Source organism: Pectobacterium zantedeschiae (genome assembly GCF_004137795.1).
In the GTDB taxonomy this organism is placed as follows: domain Bacteria; phylum Pseudomonadota; class Gammaproteobacteria; order Enterobacterales; family Enterobacteriaceae; genus Pectobacterium; species Pectobacterium zantedeschiae.
The window spans coordinates 1,663,127-1,685,050 of record NZ_NWTM01000001.1; the positions used below are offsets into that span (position 1 = coordinate 1,663,127).

The 21,924-nt window shown below is 47.1% G+C and carries 22 protein-coding genes and 1 pseudogene; 8 read left to right on the top strand and 15 right to left on the bottom strand.

Annotated elements, in window-relative coordinates:
• Window positions 1-144 precede the first annotated feature (144 nt).
• The 4 genes from CLR69_RS07580 to CLR69_RS07600 all read right to left on the bottom strand — a co-directional run bounded on the left by CLR69_RS07580 (window position 145) and on the right by CLR69_RS07600 (window position 3,961).
• Complete coding sequence (locus CLR69_RS07580) at window positions 145-1,272, bottom strand: PD-(D/E)XK nuclease family protein (RefSeq protein ID WP_129711512.1); 1,128 nt, start codon at window positions 1,270-1,272, stop codon at window positions 145-147.
• A gap of 927 nt (window positions 1,273-2,199) precedes the next feature.
• Window positions 2,200-2,679, bottom strand: coding sequence for a GyrI-like domain-containing protein (locus CLR69_RS07590; RefSeq protein WP_129713160.1), 480 nt, complete (start codon window positions 2,677-2,679; stop codon window positions 2,200-2,202).
• A 357-nt stretch (window positions 2,680-3,036) separates the two neighbouring features.
• The gene (locus tag CLR69_RS07595) at window positions 3,037-3,366 is read right to left on the bottom strand and encodes a DHCW motif cupin fold protein (protein ID WP_129713161.1); all 330 of its coding nucleotides are present in this window, start codon (window positions 3,364-3,366) and stop codon (window positions 3,037-3,039) included.
• Between the two features lie 58 nt (window positions 3,367-3,424).
• The gene (locus CLR69_RS07600) at window positions 3,425-3,961 is read right to left on the bottom strand and encodes a rhodanese family protein (protein ID WP_129704259.1); all 537 of its coding nucleotides are present in this window, start codon (window positions 3,959-3,961) and stop codon (window positions 3,425-3,427) included.
• Window positions 3,962-4,351: 390 nt separating this feature from the next.
• Between CLR69_RS07600 and CLR69_RS07605 the strand changes: the two genes are divergently transcribed.
• Complete coding sequence (locus tag CLR69_RS07605; RefSeq protein WP_129713162.1) at window positions 4,352-5,755, top strand: EmmdR/YeeO family multidrug/toxin efflux MATE transporter; 1,404 nt, start codon at window positions 4,352-4,354, stop codon at window positions 5,753-5,755.
• A 43-nt stretch (window positions 5,756-5,798) separates the two neighbouring features.
• Here CLR69_RS07605 and CLR69_RS07610 read toward each other — a convergent pair whose 3' ends face one another.
• The gene (locus CLR69_RS07610; protein WP_129713163.1) at window positions 5,799-6,968 is read right to left on the bottom strand and encodes an MFS transporter; all 1,170 of its coding nucleotides are present in this window, start codon (window positions 6,966-6,968) and stop codon (window positions 5,799-5,801) included.
• Between the two features lie 270 nt (window positions 6,969-7,238).
• Window positions 7,239-7,754 carry an outer membrane protein OmpX gene (gene ompX / locus CLR69_RS07615; RefSeq protein ID WP_129713164.1) on the bottom strand — a complete coding sequence of 172 codons (516 nt, stop codon included), beginning with the start codon at window positions 7,752-7,754 and terminating at the stop codon, window positions 7,239-7,241.
• Between the two features lie 376 nt (window positions 7,755-8,130).
• Between ompX and rhtA the strand changes: the two genes are divergently transcribed.
• Window positions 8,131-9,018 (top strand): threonine/homoserine exporter RhtA, encoded by an 888-nt coding sequence (rhtA, locus tag CLR69_RS07620; RefSeq protein WP_129713165.1) that lies wholly within the window; start codon window positions 8,131-8,133, stop codon window positions 9,016-9,018.
• Here rhtA and CLR69_RS07625 read toward each other — a convergent pair.
• Complete coding sequence (locus tag CLR69_RS07625; RefSeq protein WP_129713166.1) at window positions 9,006-9,557, bottom strand: AAA family ATPase; 552 nt, start codon at window positions 9,555-9,557, stop codon at window positions 9,006-9,008. The two genes, rhtA and CLR69_RS07625, sit on opposite strands and share 13 nt — an antisense overlap.
• A 452-nt stretch (window positions 9,558-10,009) precedes the next feature.
• Here CLR69_RS07625 and dps point away from each other — a divergent pair, with 452 nt between their 5' ends.
• The 4 genes from dps (at window position 10,010) to glnQ (ending at window position 13,062) form a co-directional block, all read left to right on the top strand.
• Entirely contained in the window at window positions 10,010-10,513 is a 504-nt protein-coding gene (gene dps, locus CLR69_RS07630; protein WP_011094302.1) for a DNA starvation/stationary phase protection protein Dps, read from the top strand.
• Window positions 10,514-10,910: 397 nt separating this feature from the next.
• Window positions 10,911-11,657, top strand: a complete 747-nt coding sequence (gene glnH, locus CLR69_RS07635) for a glutamine ABC transporter substrate-binding protein GlnH (RefSeq protein WP_129713167.1) — start codon at window positions 10,911-10,913, stop codon at window positions 11,655-11,657.
• A 26-nt stretch (window positions 11,658-11,683) separates the two neighbouring features.
• The gene (glnP, locus tag CLR69_RS07640; protein WP_010294864.1) at window positions 11,684-12,343 is read left to right on the top strand and encodes a glutamine ABC transporter permease GlnP; all 660 of its coding nucleotides are present in this window, start codon (window positions 11,684-11,686) and stop codon (window positions 12,341-12,343) included.
• On the top strand, window positions 12,340-13,062 hold the full coding sequence (gene glnQ, locus CLR69_RS07645; RefSeq protein ID WP_129704245.1) for a glutamine ABC transporter ATP-binding protein GlnQ: 723 nt from the start codon (window positions 12,340-12,342) through the stop codon (window positions 13,060-13,062). Before glnP ends, glnQ begins: the two co-directional genes overlap by 4 nt.
• Window positions 13,063-13,125: 63 nt before the next feature.
• Here glnQ and CLR69_RS07650 read toward each other — a convergent pair whose 3' ends face one another.
• From CLR69_RS07650 to CLR69_RS07660, 3 genes and pseudogenes are all read right to left on the bottom strand, one after another.
• Window positions 13,126-14,985: a M3 family metallopeptidase gene (locus tag CLR69_RS07650; protein ID WP_129713168.1), complete on the bottom strand. Its 1,860-nt coding sequence runs from the start codon at window positions 14,983-14,985 to the stop codon at window positions 13,126-13,128.
• An 86-nt stretch (window positions 14,986-15,071) separates the two neighbouring features.
• Window positions 15,072-16,040 carry a DNA-binding protein YbiB gene (gene ybiB, locus CLR69_RS07655; protein ID WP_129713169.1) on the bottom strand — a complete coding sequence of 323 codons (969 nt, stop codon included), beginning with the start codon at window positions 16,038-16,040 and terminating at the stop codon, window positions 15,072-15,074.
• Window positions 16,041-16,173: 133 nt separating this feature from the next.
• A pseudogene (locus tag CLR69_RS07660) lies at window positions 16,174-16,431 on the bottom strand (recombinase family protein); the annotation flags it as partial.
• A gap of 311 nt (window positions 16,432-16,742) precedes the next feature.
• On the opposite strand from CLR69_RS07660, the gene CLR69_RS23135 reads away from it, so the two are divergent.
• Both CLR69_RS23135 and CLR69_RS23140 read left to right on the top strand, forming a co-directional pair.
• Window positions 16,743-17,120, top strand: a complete 378-nt coding sequence (locus CLR69_RS23135; RefSeq protein WP_242451567.1) for a hypothetical protein — start codon at window positions 16,743-16,745, stop codon at window positions 17,118-17,120.
• Window positions 17,105-17,356 (top strand): tail fiber assembly protein, encoded by a 252-nt coding sequence (locus CLR69_RS23140; protein WP_242451568.1) that lies wholly within the window; start codon window positions 17,105-17,107, stop codon window positions 17,354-17,356. Before CLR69_RS23135 ends, CLR69_RS23140 begins: the two co-directional genes overlap by 16 nt.
• Before the next feature lies 1 nt (window position 17,357).
• Here the strand turns inward: CLR69_RS23140 and CLR69_RS07675 are convergent, their stop codons facing one another.
• Genes CLR69_RS07675 through CLR69_RS07700 form a run of 5 tightly spaced genes read right to left on the bottom strand, consistent with a single transcriptional unit; the run spans window position 17,358 to window position 21,887 of the window.
• A complete protein-coding gene (locus CLR69_RS07675) occupies window positions 17,358-17,882 on the bottom strand; it encodes a tail fiber assembly protein (protein WP_129704237.1) in 525 nt (174 codons plus the stop codon).
• A 1-nt stretch (window position 17,883) separates the two neighbouring features.
• Window positions 17,884-19,869 (bottom strand): hypothetical protein, encoded by a 1,986-nt coding sequence (locus tag CLR69_RS23145; protein ID WP_242451569.1) that lies wholly within the window; start codon window positions 19,867-19,869, stop codon window positions 17,884-17,886.
• 2 nt (window positions 19,870-19,871) lie between these two features.
• Window positions 19,872-20,453: a phage tail protein I gene (locus tag CLR69_RS07690; protein ID WP_129704235.1), complete on the bottom strand. Its 582-nt coding sequence runs from the start codon at window positions 20,451-20,453 to the stop codon at window positions 19,872-19,874.
• Window positions 20,446-21,549 carry a baseplate assembly protein gene (locus CLR69_RS07695; protein ID WP_129713170.1) on the bottom strand — a complete coding sequence of 368 codons (1,104 nt, stop codon included), beginning with the start codon at window positions 21,547-21,549 and terminating at the stop codon, window positions 20,446-20,448. The genes CLR69_RS07690 and CLR69_RS07695 overlap by 8 nt, the downstream gene beginning before the upstream one ends.
• A complete protein-coding gene (locus tag CLR69_RS07700; RefSeq protein WP_129704230.1) occupies window positions 21,540-21,887 on the bottom strand; it encodes a GPW/gp25 family protein in 348 nt (115 codons plus the stop codon). The genes CLR69_RS07695 and CLR69_RS07700 overlap by 10 nt, the downstream gene beginning before the upstream one ends.
• Window positions 21,888-21,924: the final 37 nt, after the last annotated feature.

The window sequence follows — 21,924 nt, forward strand, 5'->3', positions numbered from 1 at the left end:
TTGATTGGAGAGCGATATGGCACGTCAGACAAAGCCCCTGAACAATACTGAGGTCAAAAGCGCCAAGGCAACTGACCGTGCCGTCATCCCAGATGGGTTACATTTTGGAGTTAAGGTAACCCATATTGGGTAAAGACCTTGTTCTTACAAAGTCGATTTTATTTTTTCATTCACCCATACCGTCATATCATGCAGCAACGTCATTGCTCCCTTCTTATCTTTCGATGGTCCCCAGAAACTGAGAGAAAGATGGGTTCCATTTTTCAAGAGAGTGACAGCATAATCTTCATTACTTGCACTCGGTATGAAATCATTATTGGCTATGCTCTTTTCTACCTCCTCCTTGAGATAGGCTATATCAGGATATTGATTTTTATTAATTTCAGAATTGACATAAAATTCAATTCCATCCCCATTGCTCTCTGGTCTATACACCAAAGTCATATACGTACTTCCATCCCCCCACACACTAGGCATGAAATGTAATGCTTTATAATCCTCATCCCAGTTATTTATACTCTTGGTGATATTGCTGTCAGGAAGTATTTTTGCAACGACACTCCTGCCTTCCTGATAGATATCATTTTCAAACGAATCTAACAGTTGCTTAGCTTTTATGAGTTTTCCGAAATTTTCCGAGATAAAATCAGACTGTTCATTATTCAATAAATTACTCATTTTTTCCTCGCTCAACGCAGATAGATGGGACAGTAATTCCTTGTAGAAAATCAACCACTTACTTAATGGTTCATTAATCATATCCTGGCCAAAAAGAGAAATCGCCATCTCAGCTAACTCTGTATAGGTAATAATTTCCCAGTCATTATTTACTGAGCTTTTATTCCATGAAGGTTTGAGGATACACTTATATACATCCTGATTATTATCAATGTATTCTTTAATTCGTTCTTCATACTTATCAAACGGATTGTTAATTCCGGATATGATTTTATTCTCTATACCTATTATAAATCTGTCATGCCTTATTAAAATATCGATTCTCTCACCGTCTTTACAGACAACTTCCCTTTCGGCAGTGAGCGACGAAAAATCCATACCCTCAACATCTACTTTTAACACTTTTAATAATGCCTTCAACAACCACGGCGTTACTTTTTCATGTCCCCCCATAAACAATACCATTAAATCTGATGTAGGGTTTTCCAAATACCCACATCCACCTACATCAAAGAAGTTAGGTTCAGGGATTTCTTTAATCGTTATTTTGCTAAGTTGTTCTAGAAAATCATCTGGAAAAATATTTCTGTTCATAGTCCCTCATATAATAAGTTAATCATAAAAATAACGCCTGCGATCCATCATCTCTCGCGCTCAATTCTTGACCAGATAATTCTTTAAGCGAGTGGCATAGATGATACCTTCTTTCGCTACAAATTCCTTGAGCTATTCACGACATAAAAGCTATCTAAACCTGAAAGCCAATATTTTGGTCTCTGGTAATCGCTTTCACATTTTATCTTTCTGTTGAAACGTGAGCATATCTGCAACCATGGTGAGTTCAATAACGACTATCTCTAACAAGATTAATTTACATCAAATAGATAGCAGTATATTAATATAATAGGAATGTGTTCCGCCCATTCGTCTATTACACTACAATTGCAGCTAAGTAACCTTGTCACTCATGAACGGAATAACAATAACCGAAGCAGATCTGGATGAACTGACTGATAAGGTAGAGCCGATTATGGAATCACTAAAAGTAAAAAGAGTATATGCCGATAACATGTTTAACGCATTGATTGATAAAGTAGGAAAAAAGATTAAATCTCATGCTTAAAGCCATTAAGAAAATTTTATTATTTTTATCCTACCAGTTAGGATTTTTACTGCTGACGCTTTGTTTTTTCTGGATTTGCTATATTGTCTTTGTTGGATATGCACCTTGGAGCGAGAAGGTCTATCATTTGGTTATTGCAATCATCCTAATGCTTATCTTTGGGAAGTTCTGTGACTGGTATAATCGGCGAAGATAGTCATGTTTTCTCGAATGTGATCTGGTAGTGTTTCATGTTAGAAAACGATTAGTTCTGACAACCAGTAATAAATAACATGATCGTTAGTAAACGTTTAAGATTATTGATGAAAAAACAATAATTAGGATAATATGGATATCAAATAACTCAGCGAGTTATATTCAAATGAAAAGTAATTAATACATTTCATTGAGTTAAAACTTTATTTTTTTCCGCTCGAGCCAACAGATTCAACAGACTGCCATATTTCAATTTCCCAGTTGCCGCTACTTCCATCGCACAAATAGCTTTCATAACAGATATCGCCTGCTGGTCGGTATCCCTGGCTGCTAATGGCTTTATAAAAATCGGTCCATGCTTTCGCAAAATCACCATTCTCAACGATGGTGTGCGTTACGGCATAAAGCCCTCCGGGAATGATTTCCCTACGTATTTCCGCGTCTTCTGATAATGTTGACGGTATCTCTTTACAGGTAATTGCCACATCTGCCCGTAATTTATCTGCCTCCACTTTACTTGGGTCATCCCAGTAAAATGCCAGTGATTTGTCGATGGTAAGATGATGCTCCCTTGCCCACGAGAGTATTTCATCAAATCCCTGCGGGATTTTCTCGTAGTAAGGGCCAACGACTCGAAGACTCAGCACTTCCATCGGTTCTGCAAGTTCAATTCTGATGGACACAATCGTCACTCCTGAATAGTGTAGATAATATACCCGGCACGCTAATTAACCATACCAATTGCATGGTCATATGGTAATGTCAACAGCAGGTTTAGAAACGAGTCACTTATCTTCCCTATCAAGACTTTGAGTTTCTATACAGACGATCCTCCCCCATCTCGACAGATTGGCTAATCTACTTATGTCATAACGCTCACAATGCGGCATAACTGCATGTTCCTACAGTACCAAACTGGGGACATGGCGTAGCGCGATTTTTACTGGTGATTTGCCTGGTTCGACGAACGCGAACCTAGATAGGATGGGCTAACGAAAATCGAGGGCTAATCTCTGTGATTCCGAACTAGCCCCCTGACATCAATCGACAACAAACAGTTTAGCGCCCGTTTCAGTATAGGAGCGGTGAGCTTCCGCGTTATCCGCGACCTGATAGCTCATTCCCGGCTTGAGCACAAAAACACGACCGTCGTCTAATTCAGTGTGGAGTTCACCCTCAAGACATAGCAGGATATGCCCTTTTGAGCACCAGTGATCGGCCAAATAGCCAGGTGTATATTCAACAATACGGACTCGAATATTATCAAAACGCTGTGTCCGCCAATATGCGATACCCGATTCCCCTTTATGCTCAGTGGGTTCGATTTGTGACCAATCAGTCGTACCAAACGGAATGTTCTTCATATCCATATTACTGCCCCTATTCTTTAACGTTGTTGGTTAACACTCCGCTTACTATCCCGGCAAATCAGCGTTTAGCACCACGGTTCCACGGCATTTTCATTAACAGCCTTGCCATGCCGCAAAAACCCGTCATTCCAGCAAACAACAACCCTGCTCCGACAAAACCAGAGAGCAGGAAGAACGTGCTGTTTACGCTGTAACCCAGTAATACACCACTCAGAATCAGTACGCCAGCGGCGATTTGAACCTGCCGTACTAACTCAATTGGTTGTTTATTATTGATTTCTGTTGGAAAACCCGCCTTTTTCCAGGCAGTCATTCCACCATTAAGTAAAAAAGCCGTTGCTGGAAACACAGACTGCGCCAGAATCTCAGCATTCTGTTCTGAGCGCATGCCAGACAAACAATGAAAAATCACAACCTTCCCTTCCCTATCCACTTCAAAAAGGGAATACCCATCCGAGGAATTCAGCGGGTGTAACCTCGCCTGTGCAATGTGTTCGCGGGCGTACTCTTCTGGCTGGCGAATATCGATCAGAACCGCGCCTTCATCTAGCAGTTTTCGAGCCTGGGCGGGTGAAATGGCAAGTGGTGTTGACATGATCGTGATCCTCTTTTGAGCCACTGAATTCCGTCATAATGCGTCGTTCAGTCGGCAATGAAGGTGATATCGCAGCTTGTATGCGTGCCATCATTAATTTAGATTATTCTAATTAAGTAAAATCTAAATTAAATAATAGCTACGTGCAACAACTTTCCATGCAAGGAAAGCACTCCAAGCTGGACATCGATTTGGCGGCTGATACTCTGTAAATAGGAACGCCATTTTAAAAAACAGCCATGCTGCGCGATCGTACAAAATGGATCAGTAACGGTATGGATAAGTCACTGTATGAATAAATACGGTGCAAAATAATGCTATTTGCGAGCCCTCTTGTGGCTCTGTTTACCGCACCTACTGGGAAACTTGAGATCTATCCAAGACCGTTTCATGAAAAAATTAAAAGATACAGACTGGTATAAAAAGCGTTACTCCAACCGCGTTCTCTTCTGGAGAGAAATCTCACCGCTAGCCTTCCCTATCTTTATTGAAGGCCTCTGCGTCGTGCTAATGGGGGTTTTCAGTACCTTTCTTGTCAGTTGGCTGGGGAAAGAAGCCATGGCAGCCGTCGGCCTGGCTGACAGCTTCAATATGGTTATTATCGCCTTCTTTACCGCTGTCGCCTTGGGGACAGCCGTTGTTGTCGCCTTCAGTCTAGGGCAACGCAATAGAAAGCAGGCACGCTCTGCTGCTCGCCAATCGATGTCATTACTCGTTCTGTCCTCATTTCTGTTAGTTGTTCTGGTTGAATTCGCCGGTTCAGCGATTATCGATCTGATCGCAGGACAGGCCGACGAACAGGTTAAAGCGCTTGCTCTCACGTTTCTTCGCTGGACAGTGTGGGGATATCCTGCCGTCGCCATCGCGTTAGTCGGCTGCGGCGCATTGCGGGGCGCAGGTAAAACCAAATTGCCAATGGTCATCAACATCGGGATGAATATCCTCAATATTGCCATCAGCAGTCTGCTAATTTACGGAGCCCTCTCCTGGGACGGACTCGGTTTTATCGGTGCAGGCATTGGTATTACCATTTCACGGTATATCGGCGCAATACTCGTAATTCTGACGCTGATGCACGGTTTTAACGGTGCGTTGCGCATTCCTTTCAAGTCTTACTTTGCACCTTTCACCCTGTCGATTCTCTATGAAGTGCTCAGTATCGGTATTCCCGCCAGCATTGAGTCCGTGATGTTTAACATCGGTAAACTGATCACTCAACGCTTTGTGGCAGGCATGGGGACCGAAGTGATTGCCGGAAATTTTATTGCTTTCTCCATCTCAACGTTGATCAACCTTCCCGGTAATTCGCTCGGTGCAGCAGCTACAATTATCGTTGGCACACGGCTAGGGAAAGGCCAGATTATGCAATCTACCCGACAGTTGAAGCACATCTTCTGGCTGTCCAATATTGGGCTCTGTGTGCTTGCCATACTGTCGGTTCCCAGCGCCAGCTTTTTGGCGTCGTTTTACACCAACGAGCCGGAAGTTATCGACGTGGCAAAACATCTTCTGTGGCTCAACGCGCTCTTTATGCCAATCTGGGCCGCATCCTGGGTGCTCCCCGCCGGATTAAAAGGTGCGAAAGACGCCAGTTACACTATGTGGGTAGCGATGGCAGGCATGTGGGGATGTCGTGTTATCGCGGGGTACATCCTCGGCGTGATGCTCGGCTTTGGGGTGATCGGCGTGTGGATGGGAATGTTCTTTGACTGGATTGTGCGCGGGTTCTTCTATTACCGCCGCCTGATGAGCGGGCGCTGGCTATGGCGCTATCGCCCACCGACTGATACATAATAGCGAGCGGCGCTCCGCTCGCTTACAACGAAAAATCACGGACTTAACGACTCGAGTTCTTCAATGGAGCAAAGCGAGTCGCCATGATAATCAATACGATGACACCAGCGGTCATAATCATCCAGGCTTGTTCCAATCCAGCCGTATGCTGGCGTATAAGCCCGGCAAGTAGCGGCATCAGGCTGGCAAGAATATAGCCACCGCCCTGAACAAAACCCATCAGTGAACCGGTTTTATGTGGCTCAGTCACCTGATCCAACGCCACGATTAGTGACAGTGGAAACAGCGCCCCAATCCCAATTCCTAGCATGATAATGATGGGGTACGTAAACGTCAGCGGAGCGACGATCAGCCCGATCATCCCCACCAGCATCACGAGCAGGATAGGAAGCAGCAGTTTGCGCCGGTCGGGAAAACGGTTGATGAACGTTGACACCAACAGGCCAGAAATCACTTCCGTCAGCGTTAATCCGCCCAACATCAGGCCGCTTTGTGTCGCATCTAGTCCTAATTGCATATAATACGGCGGCAGCCATGCCAGGACCAAAGTATATGCGCCCGTCCCAATGCCAAAGAACACCATCAGCAGCCAATCCATTCCCGTTCGGCGCGTGGCTACGATAGTCGTCGCATTCTGCTTCGCGGTATACGCTTTAGGGATACATCGCCAGGCCACCGTTGCAATTAATGCCACAATCCCCCAGCATGCCAGCGCACTTTGCCAGCCCCACGCATTTGCCAGCGGAGAAACAGATGAAGCGGCAAACGCCGCGCCAGTCATAATCGCGGTGGTATAAAAGCCCATCAGGAGGCTGCTATGGCGACCAAAATGAAGTTTGATAAACGACGGCACTAGCGCCTGAATCAAGGCAATCCCTATCCCAGCAAGCGCAGCGCTAACTAACAGGGCAATGCCGCTATTCAGCCACCAGCGGGCACTACACGCCAGAGCGATCACCACAATGCCCAGCGTGATTCCGCGATATTCGCCAAGGCGCGCCTGCAACTGGCCGCCATATAACGCGCACCAACCCATAGCGAACACAGGAAGCGTGGTTAACATTCCCGCCATGCTGTCATCCAGACCTGTAGCGGCCTGAATCTGATTCAGCAATGGACCAATGCCCGCCAGAACAGGGCGTAAATTCAATCCCAATAGAATAATGGTGAAGAATAGAAAAGCCCGCGTGCGGGCCGTTGATGTCACTACCATTTATAACCTCAATAGCTTGAGCAAGTCACTGCTGTCTGATTATCATTATCTTCACATAAAGAATCTTAACGTCAAGATAAAATATTATGACAGAGTAGGTACCGCAGATCCATGGTGGCAAGAACGACCGGGTATCGTTCGGCTGGAAAATTACTGGATAAATTCGGTGCTGGCTTAGCTAATAGCCATAAAAAAATCCGCCCTAAAAAGAGCGGATTCTTTCGACACAGCTAACACCAACACTGAGGGCAGAAACCCTACAGGGTTAGATTAGAAGCGGTAACCTACGCCAACGGCCCAAGCACCAACGTCAACACTGCGGATACGGCTTTGTTCGTAACCAACATCCAGAGCAACGTCTTGGATTGGGTTGAACTGAACACCAGCACCATAGGTGAAGCCATAATCGTCATTGCTGGCGTTATCCTGACCATTGGTGTTGTTGCTTGTTACTTTACCATGGCTGAAACCAACAACGCCGTACAGGCTTGCCCAGTCATTCAGACGGTAAGCAGGACCAGCGGTGAAGCCCATGTACTGGCCTTTGTTATAGAAGCCGTTATCACTACCATTTTTTTCCAGGTAGGTGAATGAGCTAATAACGCCCAGTGGGTTATTATCTTGCTCATAACGATATTTCAGGTTAAAGCCTTTAACTTTATTTTGTACGCCCTGAGCATCACCTTGAGCATAACCTGCAGTTACAGTACTTTGACCAGCAAATGCAGAACCTGCGCCAACGGCTAATACACAAGCCAGAGCTGAAAGACACGCGATTTTTTTCATATTTACAGCCTCAAATTCATTTTATGAAAGACTAACTAACGCAGTAAATATAACAAAGAAGTTTGGAACTTGCCGCCCTATAAATATTTATCAATTGGACTTTAGATGTAACAAATATTGTCAAAACCAATCTATCATCATAATTACATTGAATTTTTTATTGTGACAGTTAGATTAAAAATAAATTCACCACACGGCGGTAAAACAGACAATTCTGAATTCACCGCTCAGTTTGTATGCTAATGGTATTGAGTAGAAACACACCAGTTAAATGTTCCGTAAATAAAGGTCAATAAAAGTCAATTCATACCAGACAAATTGTTTACAATTGGATATAATAGCAACGGAATGTTATACCTGCTTTAAGGCCAAAAGAATGACCTTATTTTCCTACCGTTCGTCATCATTCGTCCCCGTATTGCTCATCATTATTTCGATGCTTTCTATCCAAAGCGGGGCCGCTCTGGCCAAAAGCCTGTTTCCACTCATCGGGGCCACTGGCGTTACGGCATTACGTCTGGGAATTGGTACGATCATTCTGTGCATCATCTTCAAGCCATGGCGTATGCGCTTTGGCAGCAACCGCCTGCCGCTGCTAGTTTATGGCATTACGCTGGGCGGGATGAACTTTCTGTTCTACCTTTCATTGCAGACTGTGCCACTCGGCATTGCTGTTGCACTGGAATTCACCGGCCCGCTTGCCGTTGCCATGTTAGCCTCACGCAGACCTCTTGATTTCCTATGGGTTTTTCTGGCTGTTACCGGGCTATGGTTCTTATTACCGCTGGGCAATAATATCGGCAATGCTGATTTGACGGGCGCCGCTTGCGCCGTGGGCGCAGGTGCCTGCTGGGCGCTCTATATTCTATTTGGGCAAAAAGCAGGTGCAAACCATGGGCCAGGAACCGTCGCCATTGGATCCTGCATTGCGGCTCTGATCTTCTGCCCTATCGGTGCATATTACGCGGAGAGCACGCTGTTTTCGTTCTCTATACTCCCACTCGGCATTGCCGTTGCCATTCTGTCCACCGCGCTCCCCTATTCTCTGGAAATGGTGGCGCTAACCCGCTTACCCGCCAGAACGTTCAGCACGCTAATGAGCATGGAGCCCGCGATTGCCGCCCTATCCGGGATCCTTTTCCTTGGTGAACATCTAGCATTTATACAGTGGATGGCGCTGATGTTTATTATCATTGCATCAATAGGCGCAACGTTAACAATAAAACCAGCGGGTACGGTCAAAGTGACGACTCAAACAGAATAAGTGCGTATTTCCTTGGGAAAGTGTTGCAGAAAGGTTTCACATTCCCGAGGAGAACGCAGAGTAATAAAGTGGATATGGCGATAGCGAGGATCAGCTAAATCTGCCAAATACCGCTTCCGATTTCTTGAATAAGTTTTTATTGTCCAGATTATAATCGACTCCCGACTGAAGAAACTGCGGAGAAAAGACTCTTTATTACCTGTACCTATCCAAAGCTCCTCTTTGTGCCATGCCCGAAGATAGGCGCGTCTCACCGCTTGAAAAAGCGTACGAGTGAAGCAGTAATCAACCCAAATTACGACATCTACATTTCGCCATTTAATGTCGCGGGTTCGATTATAGTTGCCATCCAACACCCAACTATCTGGTTCGATTGCGTTTTCAAGCCGTTGAAAGAAATCGTCATCCGTTCTTCCTTGCCAGTTGCTTAACCAAAATAATGCATCCATTTCAACGTAGGGCATATCCAACGTTTCAGACAAACGACGAGCGAGGGTAGATTTTCCACTTCCACTGGTACCAATAATATTGATTCTCATTATTCATGACGTCCTTTAATAACGCATAATATTTTCAAGAGAAAACTGGAGGATAATAACCATTCCCACCCAAGAAGTAATGATATTTATCAATATGTTTGATATTGTTGCAGAGACAATTAAAATATTTCCCTTGCATCACTATTCCCACATTATTGATATCAGATAAATCCTGACCACAAATAACCACAATATCGTTATGCTATAGCTATTCATTTGATAGGTAATTCTTTTCAATATTAATTTTCACCACTGCTATAATTAGTCACGTTAAACAGTAAAGTTATGCACTAAATAATTCGAGTTTCAGGACAAAACGTTAGCGTTTTGAACAACGCAAAGCGTTGGTCCGCTAAGGTGAGGTTCACGTAAGTGTGCCAAGTAGCGAAGCCAACGCACATGCAACTTGAAGTATGACGTGTATATGAATAATTAAAGAGAGGATAACTATTATGTCTACCGCCAAACTCGTGAAATCAGCACCGTCCGAACTGCTTTACACTCGCAATGATTTGGACGATAGCGTTAAGACCTCGACGATCGCGCTGTTAAACCAACTGGTTGTTGATTTCATTGACCTATCGTTGATTACCAAACAAGCACACTGGAACATGCGCGGTGCAAACTTTATCGCCGTTCATGAAATGCTGGATGGCTTCCGCACCTCGATTATTGACCATCAGGATACTATCGCTGAACGCGTAGTGCAGATAGGCGGTGTGGCGCTGGGTACCGTGCAAATTGTGGGTAAACAAACCTCGCTGAAAAGCTACCCAACCACTATCCATAGCGTCCAGGATCATCTGAAAGCACTGGCCGAACGTTATGCGATTGTCGCTAACAACGTACGTCAGGCCATTGGTAAAACGGAAGATGAAGCTTCTGCGGATATTCTGACCGCTGCATCACGCGATCTGGATCAGTTCTTGTGGTTCATTGAATCAAACATTGAATAATCGACGTTATCGTCCCGCGAATGCTTTCAAGGCTGCTTAGGCAGCCTTTTTACTCATCGAAAAATCCAGTCAGATTCCCTTCTCCTTCGTTCGATCTGCACAAACTACGCATTTTATCCGTTAATACGCTCAAAAAATTAGCTTTTGCCTCCATTAATTGGCCATAACGCTAATCAACGGTTGTTTCCCTCGTGTAAATCAGTTAATCATAACAGCGCCTTACCTTAGCGAATCGGAGATGAAAATTTCACCGCCTGCAAGGTAATAAAATAAAAACAACAGGTTAAGCACAACGTATGATAACTGACCTAATGTTCTAACGGGTGCCACTTTCGTACTATGCTTAAAACGCCTGTAAAACAAAAAGCTCCCACAACTGCTAAATAGGAAGGATTTGATGAAATCACTACTTAAGGCCTCTTTGGCTGCATTGACGCTGATGATGAGCGTATCCAGCTTTGCCGCTGAGAAAGAATTGATTGTCGCAACAGACACCGCTTTCGTCCCTTTTGAATTCAAACAAGGCGACAAGTACGTCGGTTTTGACATCGACCTCTGGGATGCTATCGCGAAACAGCTCAACCTGAAGTACACCCTGAAGCCAATGGACTTCGGCGGCATTATTCCTGCCCTGCAAACGCGTAACATCGATCTGGCGCTCGCAGGCATAACCATTACCGACGAGCGTAAAAAAGCAATCGATTTCTCTGACGGTTACTACAACAGCGGTCTGCTGGTGATGGTTAAAGCGGACAACAACGACATCAAAGGCGAGCAGGACTTGACCGGTAAAGTGGTTGCGGTGAAGAGTGGAACCGGCTCCGTTGATTACGCGAAAGCCAATATCAAAACCAAAGATCTGCGCCAGTTCCCAAATATCGATAATGCCTATATGGAACTGGGCACCAACCGTGCTGACGCTGTGCTGCACGATACGCCAAACATTCTCTACTTCATCAAAACCGCAGGCAACGGCCAGTTTAAAGCGGTAGGTGATTCTATTAAAGCCCAGCAATACGGCATCGCGTTCCCGAAAGGCAGCAACGAGCTGCGTGAAAAAGTGAACGGTGCCCTGAAAACACTGCGTGAAAACGGCACTTATGCTGAAATCTACAAGAAGTGGTTTGGCGTAGAACCTAAGTAATTGCCGATTTAATCTGGAGATATTCCATGCAGTTTGACTGGAGTGCCATTTGGCCTTCTCTGCCCCTCCTAATGGAAGGGGCAAAAATGACGTTGTTGATTTCTGTTCTGGGTCTGCTTGGCGGCCTGGTGATTGGCGTTGTCGCGGGTTTTGCCCGCGCCTACGGCGGCTGGTTTTCCAGCCGCATTTCGCTCGTTTTTATCGAAATTATTCGCGGTACCCCAATTGTTGTACAGGTGATGTTTATTTACTTTGCCTTGCCGATGATTTTCACGTCCGTACGAATTGACCCTTTTGCCGCCGCCGTGGTGACCATCATGATTAACTCCGGTGCTTATATCGCGGAAATTACCCGTGGCTCGGTATTGTCAATTCATAACGGCTTCCGTGAAGCGGGTCTGGCTCTTGGGCTATCTCGCAGCGCGACGTTACGTCATGTAATTGCCCCACTCGCCCTGCGCCGTATGCTGCCACCGCTGGGTAACCAGTGGATCATCAGCATCAAAGATACCTCACTGTTTATTGTCATCGGCGTGGCTGAACTCACGCGTTCGGGTCAGGAAATCATCGCGGGCAACTTCCGTGCGCTGGAAATCTGGACTGCGGTTGCCATTATTTACCTGTGCATCACGCTGATCCTCAGCTTTATTCTGCGTCGTCTGGAAAGAAGACTTAAGATTATATGATTGAATTTAAAAACGTATCCAAACACTTTGGCAAGACACAAGTCTTACATGATATCGATCTCACCATCGGTCAGGGTGAGGTTGTGGTCATCATCGGGCCTTCAGGCTCGGGTAAATCCACACTGCTACGCTGCATCAATAAACTGGAAGAGATTACCAGCGGTGAATTGATTGTTGACGGCCTCAAAGTGAACGATCCTCGCGTTGATGAGCGTTTGATCCGTCAGGAAGCAGGGATGGTGTTTCAGCAGTTTTATCTGTTCCCGCACCTTACCGCGCTGGAAAACGTCGCGTTTGGCCCGATTCGGGTACGCGGTGCAAGCAAAGCCGATGCTGAGAAACTGGCGCTGGAATTGTTGGCGAAAGTAGGTCTGTCAGAACGCGCACATCATTACCCTTCCGAGCTTTCCGGTGGTCAGCAGCAACGCGTGGCAATCGCCCGTGCGCTAGCCGTCAAACCGAAGCTGATGCTGTTTGATGAACCGACGTCTGCACTCGATCCAGAACTGCGTCATGAAGTGCTGACAGTAATGAAAGATCTGGCCGAGGAAGGCATGACAATGGTGATCGTCACCCACGAAGTGGGCTTTGCACACAAAGTGGCTTCACGCCTGATCTTTATTGATAAAGGCCGCATCGCAGAAGATGGCGACCCGGAAACGCTGATTACGAATCCACCCAGCGATCGCCTGCGTGAATTCCTGCAACACGTATCCTGATCAACAAGGGGGCTTTTGCCCCCTTTTCTTATTCTTACTACCCTAGGCTAGCAAACGCTACGCTTACGAATGTGGATATTCACGCTCAATAAACGCTGCAAAATCCTTGCACATTTTCTCATCCCCGAGTTCATTATCTGCCAGTATACGGCTGCCATCGACCACGCGAATTCGGGCAGACAGATCGAAATCTGCGGCTGGCTGAGGACGACTAGCGGCATGCGCCATCGTGCTTTCCGCCTGTTCCCAGGCTTCTTCCACCGTTAGATTACAAGCCTGTGCCAGATAGGCGGGATTGAATCCTTCCCCCGTCAGACTACGCAGAGTATCGTCATGGCTTACGCTATTACCCGGCAACCAATAGTGCTGCGCCAGATCGGGGCCGATAGCCGGGTTATCCGTCAGATACCCGTCGCGTTGCAGGAAATAGCTCCGTGTCTGCTCCACCGCCATCAACGCCAGCAGATAGCCCTGATAAGAACACGCTGATTCCATAGACAGCAGGTGCGGGATCGCCAACGTTGGGCGCGGGCTACCGCTGGTCCCCAGAATATGCTGCTCGGTGTCGCGTGCCAGTTTGGTCATCGCTTCCGGCGTGCGCGCCTCGTCATCCCACGAATAGAGTTGCCACTCAAAATACGGCACCAGCAGGATGTGTCGATCATTGAAGGCTCGCATCGGCTGCTGAGTACTGATATCCGCACGGATCAACTCATCAGGAATCGTCTCTCCCTGCGCATTCTTTGCATAGCGTTTTAACCAGTCAGCATCGCCCAACAGGCTGTCGCAAAACATGGATTGTGTTTCGGCATAGGCCATCGAGGTTGGCGGAAACTCCTGCGAAAAACAGGGAGCATTCTGCTTAATATTGGCAAAATGCGCGGCGTGTCCACCTTCATGGAACAGCGTATTAATACCGCTGGCACCGCTACCGATTTGGTCCGGTTTTGCCAGACTGGTGAAATTAATCCGTGCCGGAACCCATGTTCCTTCCTGCACAAACGGTGGTACCGGGCCGTGCATAAAGCCGTTCTCATATTTACCTTTGCGCACCAGCAAATCGAGCTGCATTTCTGCACCGTTAAACCCGATACGCAAACGCTTAAAACTGTTGATCCACCGTTCCAGCGACGCAGAGAAAGGGAAATATGGATCGAGCTGGCGCGTCACATCCCCCGCGCTGGCATAGCGAATATTCCACGGCTGCAGCGCATCTTCGCCCTTTTCATCCGCCAGATTTTTCAGGCTGCGGGCATTCGCTTCACGGGTTTGTTCTTCGAAAGGATCGAGGATGGCAAAAAGCTGCTCCGGCGTCATCCTTTCCGTTTTGTTAACCTTATAGTCAAAATAGTTTCGGTAGCCCATCTGACGAGCAAAGCGGTTACGTAGCGAAACCAGCTCAGGGAAACCATTCTGCAACAGCCACTGTTCGAGGGAACGCAGCGCCTGCTGAGAACTTTGACGATAGGCTTCAGTGTCATTAGTCGCCTGATTGGTCAATAGTTCCCCGAGCGAGGCGGAAATGCGCTCTCCTTTAGCATCCAAATGCGTCATCTCATAGGATTTACGCTTGGCGTATAGCGCACTTTCGGCCGCAATAATCTCATCCATCAGTGCCTGAGCCTGCGGATCTTCAATCACATTACAGTCGAAAAACCGATACCAGCCCTGCAAGCCATGTAACAACGCCTGGTCCTCATCACGCGGGCTATTCTCCAATGTTGCAATGTGGGTTCGCAGCTCAGCCAAACGCTGCGGTTGCGAAATAAAGCGCTTATACGCACTCTCTGCGACAGAGAAACGCTCAGACACCTCATCGTTTCCCGTTCCCATATACAGTTGCCAAAACAGTTCTTCTTTCGCCTGATGAACCGCAAGATAGTCACGATTCAATGCACTAAAATAGTCCGCTACCTGTTGCATGCTATTCCTTCTCTCTTCAAATGACAGCCGTTTGGCTGTGTGAAGTGGCGCGGTAATCCGCGTCCGAATCCGCCCCGGCAGGCCAATCAGCCAAGGCGCTTCTTAATTGTTGCAACGGCCTGTTCCATAGTCGCTGCTTCACCAGCAGCAACCAAACAGCAAGCAAGTTGCAGACGAATCGCCTGTGGTATGGCAATTTCACCCATCAGACACTGTACCGTCCAGCGCGCCGTGGTTGCGGCATCCTTCGCAATAGGTAAGGCATCGGGCGCAATGCTGATATCCTGCCGAAGTTGCAACACGTTAGTATGTTGCTGATGGATAAAATGGATTTCTGGGCAGCGCTGCGGGTTGGCATAAACCTCCCCTTCCGTGCCGTGCATCAGAAGCGCACGCCCAGTGATATCGTTAAAAAACGTTCCCACACGAGAAACATATTCAGGGTGTGAAACGCTGGCGATGCGCAGTGCCTCGTTTTCACCAAATGGTGTCGCCACCTTGGCTAGCGTGTGACTACTGTTACGCACCCCCATACGCCAGCGTAGCTGTAGCTGACGATCGATGGCCGGACACAGTACAGAGACAGGAATAAATACCGGGCTACCGTTATCAAGCTCCTGCTGGGCCTGCTCCGCGTTCTCCGCAATCGTCACGCCGAGGTTACGTAAAATCTCTTCGGTGGTAACACGAGTCGGATCGTCGCTTACGCCATGCACGACTACCGGAAAACCCAATTTTGCCAGCAGGAGCGCCAACAGAGGCGTCAGGTTAGCCTGCCTCCGCGCCCCGTTATAGCTAGGAACGACGACTGGCATAGGAAAACCTGCAGGTGGATTCAGGCGCAGCACATGCTCGTCCATCGCCTGATAAAAACCCAGCATCTCGGTTTCGGATTCTCCTTTGATGCGAAACGCAATCAACAGCCCGCCGAGCTCCAGATCCGGTACGTCACCGCGCAGCATCGCGCTATACAGTTCATAAGCCGTTGTCTGATCGATGTCACGCGCATGATTCTTCCCGCGCCCAACTTCTTTAATAATTTTGGTGTAATCCATGCTGGCCTCTTATTTTCGGCGACGCAGTAAAGAACTTATCAATGAAAATAACATGTTTGGTGCGGTTCTGGTCACTCTGCCACAGAGGAAATTGCTATTGCGTCGTTTTTAGCCAGCGGCAGGAATGCCATCCTTACTCTGTACTCCGCACGGGAAAGTACTTGTAGATGGTTTTTTCTGATACACCGACGACATTCGCCACCTGAAAGCGCGTAGCCCCTGTCGCCAACATCGCTTCGGCACGACCAAGCACATCTGACGTCATCAGCCGTTTTCGTCCACCGATGCGTCCCTGTAATCGAGCAGCATCAAGACCAGCCCGCGTGCGTTCGACAATTAGTTCGCGTTCCATCTCCGCTAGCGCACTCATCACATGAAAGAAAAAACGACCTGCGGGTATCCCTCCAGAGTATTACCCGACCTTCGTAGTGAGTTTATTCGAGATTGGGATGATGGGCGCAAAATTGACAGTGGGCGCACAATATTGAGCTTACAGTTAGATTTGTTTAAATCTCATTATCATGCACTTCACTATATCGTTTTTGATAATTACAACAATATAAATGGCACAAGCGGAAGTCCTCGTAGATATGCATAGGGAGATGATCCAGGGCATTCAAATTATAATATAGATTCTTTGGTCGGAGTGACTAAAACCCGCGTCCGTAATATCGCATTCAACTATATCGTGAGAGCAGCATAATGAAAAACTATTCTATTGAAGTTAACTCAGCAAGAATGAATGAATCAGGTTTTAGCATTCAGGCGGGTTGGATTACTATTTATCAGGCTCACCCAGTAAGTCAAAAATATATCAGTGCAAATTATGAATATTTTCCTATTGGTGTAGGCATTCCCGCTGGTAGCTATATTGACGTTCCTGAGCTTCCTTTGGCAGGTTTGGCGCTAAGACGTAGTGTGGATGGAAAACGGTGGGAGTATGTATCTGACTACCGTGGGCAGACTGTTTATAATAAGGAAACCACTCAACCTCAGAAGGTTACAGAGATTGGAGAGTTGCAAGCCAACCAGACCTTATTGGTACCAGCTTCTGAATTTGATAAATGGGAAAATGGGTAACCGATCTGGAAGCTCAACGTCAAACATTAATCGTAAATAAAAAATCAGAACTTAATACCAGGTTGTCTCAAGCAAGTGAACGTATTCAGGTTCTCAGTGATGCTATTGAGCTAAATTTAGCAACTGAAGAAGAAAAAAATGAGCTGAAAGCGTGGAGAAATTACCGCTTACAGCTCAGTCGAGTTGATATTAATTCAGAACAGTTTGTTTTTCCTGATATCCCATCCTTAGCATAATTTAACTAACAGGCTCTTCGGGCCATTCAATATCGGGTGCTTTTGACGTATCAAGACGCATCAACAGCACCCGATATTTCTTCCATGCACTTAATTTTTTTTCTTCTTCTTCACTTGCAATACCTAAATCAACTGCATCTTGCAGGGGGATGACATCTTGGTTAATGCGACTCAACAAAAATTTCTTTTTGTTATCTGCCATTTCGATATTTTCAACCTGGGTGTACACTCGCGGAATAATTGATTCCCCATCAAAAACCCATCCTCCATTAATATCAACACCATCAGGAAAATCGGTTATCTCTGCAACACTCATTTCGATAGGGAAAAATGATGACACATCTTTTGATAAAGAGCGAACAACATTATCCGCATCATACATTATTTTTAGCGTATTTTCTGAAAAACTATTTTGGCACTCATACCAATCATCTCCTGAATCACTGACTAAAAATATTGCGTTGTAATTTGATAGTTCCTTTTTATTTCCTGGCGTATACCTTCTAAATTTAATGAAGTTATTCATTTTATACAACCTCTACTGTTAACCATGTGCCATTAACTAATTTCTGAATCGGCCTGCGGGATAAAGTATCAATGTACTCATCGCTATTATTATTTATAATTGCGGTCATAACATACCCAGCAGTATCTGAAAATCCTGGGCCACGCCATGCATTAACAGAGCTTAATGCGCCCAAACGAATATCTTGAACACCACTGCCTTTCCCTAAATAACGAGAATCGGCTTCTGTTGATGTCAGCGCCCCAATTTCAGTAGCAGTTGGTTTATCCTGATCGCTATAAATACGCGCCCATGGTTTTTCAAAGCCAGAACTATCTCGGGAACTGCGATATTTTATTCCACCATTAGCGAAATCAAAATAAAACTGTGCCGATGATGCCGACCCTGTATTTAATCCCATATGCCAAATAAGGGATGAGTGGGAGTCATTATCCTTTAAATAGGCGCCAGTAGGACTGTTCCAGGGCAGTTCATCTCCTTGATAGATAACACCAGATGAGCCTTGCCGCACATAATTATTATCGGCATCTTTTTTTGTTATAGCACCGACATCCGACGCAGTGGGTTTATTACCTGAGTGATAGACCTGTACAGGATTAAGCCATTCACCATTATTTTGTTTGTATATGGAAATGTCATATGAATTCGACAACATATTTTCATCAATAATAGCAAACCCATACAGGCTATTGTTCTTGTCACCATTCTCTGGAATACCCCCCAGATGTCTCACGGAGATATGTGATTTCCAATTTCCACCAATAAACGTACGACTGCCCATTTCTTGTTGTTGTGATAATTGATGTAAATATTCATCCACGTTTGATGGTTTTGAAGGAGTAACACCTACTGCATTCGCCACTCCGCCTTTTTCGGAACCCATCCAGCTATATTGCCACTCGCCCCACAAGCCATCGATTGTACTAATTGTTGCTGTACGCACACGGCTATCATCCCCTGACGGGGTAAAAGATATCGCGACGAGTGTCCCATAAAAATCACTATGCTGAATAACCGACCAGAGTAACAAACAGTCGCTAAACCCAAACGGGCGGTCTGCGATCGTCGTATTACACCAATAGAGTCCCGATGGTTTATCTGCCTTAAAATAATCAATAATCTTTGAGTTAGATGGTAACGGAACTGCTTTTCCTCCCCACCCAAATTCCCCTTTGTTCATGGCCTCGCCCAAACCGAGGTTTGCGGGAGTCAGCGTGATATTAGCCGTGCCATCAAATGGTACGCCGTTGATCGTACGGGGGGTTGCAAATTTTACTGCAGCCTGGGCCGTCGCATTTTCAGGTAATGCTCCAACATCAGTCGCTGTCGGAACACGAGATGAACTCAGTGCAACAACCCAAGGTGCATAAACACCATCATCCCACTTTTGCCGCCAAGCATAATCTCCACTATGGTTGGTATATTCCTGCCCGACGAAATTATCGCGCTGAGAAACATGCAGCACGCCATAACCATACAATTTCTGCCCTTTATACGCTGGCATGTCAGAAACTTTATTGGGATCGGATATCGCTACAACATAATCGCCTGCTTCATCACAACTGGCGAAGGTCATACCGTTACCCAACGTACCACGCTGTAATACATTACTGTAGAACGTGGTTTTATCCTGAATATCTGCCCCATTTTGGTCTTTAGCCAATTTCGTCGCGCCAACCGACTTCACAAATGCCGTCGTCGCCACCTGCTGGCTATTGCTGTCAATTGCAGGCGTTGGCGCTTTCGGTGTGCCGGTGAAGGTAGGATTCTCCTTCGGTGCATATTGCGTATGTGGGTCAGCGGCGGCGGTGTGCTTCGCCAGATCGCTGCCCGTTTTTTCCTGCTCTTTTTTCAAATAACTGGTACGGCTGGCTAACTCTTTAGCCTGCCGGTTTGAAACACCGTCCGGTCCACCCACGACCGGATCTGACGTTTCGATTTGGTAAATGCCGTCAACCCATTGTGGGTTCTCTGACAAATTCGCCATGTTCAAGCGCTCCCATGATTGTAGTTACTGTCGTATATTGCCGTCCGGTTGTAGCGGATAGGCACTTCCCAATATTCGATGCTGGCCAAATGACACCGTGCCGGGGCAAACATCCCAATGGCATTGCGCAACATTCTGGCCTGATCGTTGGTAATGGGTTGTTTTAGCAGCACGCGATAAACAGCCCACGCGGCTTTATCACCGTGTACATAAAGGTTGTTATAGGTGGTTTCGCCGTCGTAGTTCAGGCGACCAATGTTCTCGATCAGTGTGCTGTCGCCGAAGCCGAAGCGACGGATGATCTCTTTAATGCTCCAGGGCGTCCCTTTGCTACGGTGTAGATCGATAGCGGCCTTGATCAACGCCCGTTTGGAGTCATCCGACTCCGCCAGTTCCCAACCGTCGCCAAACAACGAGAACTGTTCTGCCAGCCAGGGCAACGCGCTGCTGTCTGCAATATCAATCAGATAAACCAGCAAGGTATTCAGATCGATATCATCGAAGCGGTCGGCTAACTCCGCCAGCGAGCGAAAGCGGGCGTCGGCAGCCAGAGGCGGTGGCAGCAGTCGTAGTGAATCAGCCATTCGACACCCCGACGACGCTGACATTGATACCCGTACAGTTCGCCCATTCACTGTCATCAAGCACCATCAATGACGGCGAAACGAGCTCCACCTGATACACGCCAGGGATGGAAAGCGTGGCGATAATCTGGCTCGGAACAATGTCGCGCCCCAATGTGGCGGTACGGGTTTCAACCCAGGCTTGAACCGCTTTCTCCGCCGCAGCCTGAACGACGCCAGCCTGTTCACCGTTAAACAGCGTCAATTTGGCGTTAATTGCGTAATCCATCTGAGTGGGAGATTTGGCAGAGACAAGATCCGTCAACGGGCGCACCTGTTCGTCGGAGCAAAAACTCTCCACCAGCGAGAGCAGGCTGTTGTCCGGCAGACCAGTGCTAAGCAAGGGGTAAAGCACCACCTCGCCCGGTACGGGCGACATCACCGCAACATCAACAATGTTTTGGTGCGCCCGCATCGCATGGAAGCGATATGCCAGTTTCGATCCCGCCGTGCTGAACGATTCCGGTGCCAGTTGGACACGCTCTCGCAAACGATCGTCATCCTCTTCGGCGGAGCCGCCGCTGCTTTTGGTGATATTGATGACGCTTAAATCACTGTCGCCAATCTCATCCAGCAGTGTACTGATCTGGGCTGGCAACCAGTCATTGCCAACATCGCCGCTTTCGGTACAGGTCGCCAGTACAGTGACGCCGTTACCGTTCGCTCTCAGCAGCGCATCGCTGTCAGTCGTGAAGATCACGCTGTCAGATGCGCTAACGCGAGTGCCTGCCGGAATCAGCAGATCGCTGACTAGTGGCGTTTCAAGGGTAAAGCGAAGTTCTGCTCGCGCTGGCTGCGCGGCCAAACGGTAGACACCGACAAGCTCTGCCAGATAATCCAGCATCGGTGCGCGAGCAAAAGCAACCAGGTTCTGCTTAGCGGCTTCCTGGACCGCGCTGCGCAATAAGGTTTCCCGGTAGGCAAAGAGGTTAATCAACAGGCGTTCGGCCTGTGCTGGATAGAGTGTTTTCCCTGAGTCAGCTTCATATTTCGCGATCATTTCAGCGGTAATCTTCGCCGCGTCGCGTTCAATAAAATTGGGTTCTGTCAGCGCCATAACAACTCCGTGGTCTGTGTCGCGCCATTAGCGGTTTTCCAGCTAACGAGCAGCGTCAGGTGAGCCCCATTCACAGAAGGTTTAACCGCCAGTAGCTGGCAGCGAGGTTCCCATCGTTTAATAGCCTCTACCGATTCCCTGACGACATGCGGGATCGCACGATCGATCGGATAATCGAGATACAGGTGTAGATTGCTACCAAAGTCAGGCCGATGTGGGTCACTGCCGCAGGGTGTCCGCAGGATGATATGAATCGCCTGCATGATATCTGCCGTTCCTTCGACTATTTCGCCAGAACGTTGCAGCGCCGGTTGCCAAAAAACAGATTGAGTTTTCATAGGGGGCTATTGTCGCCCCCGGTGAGAGGAAGGAATA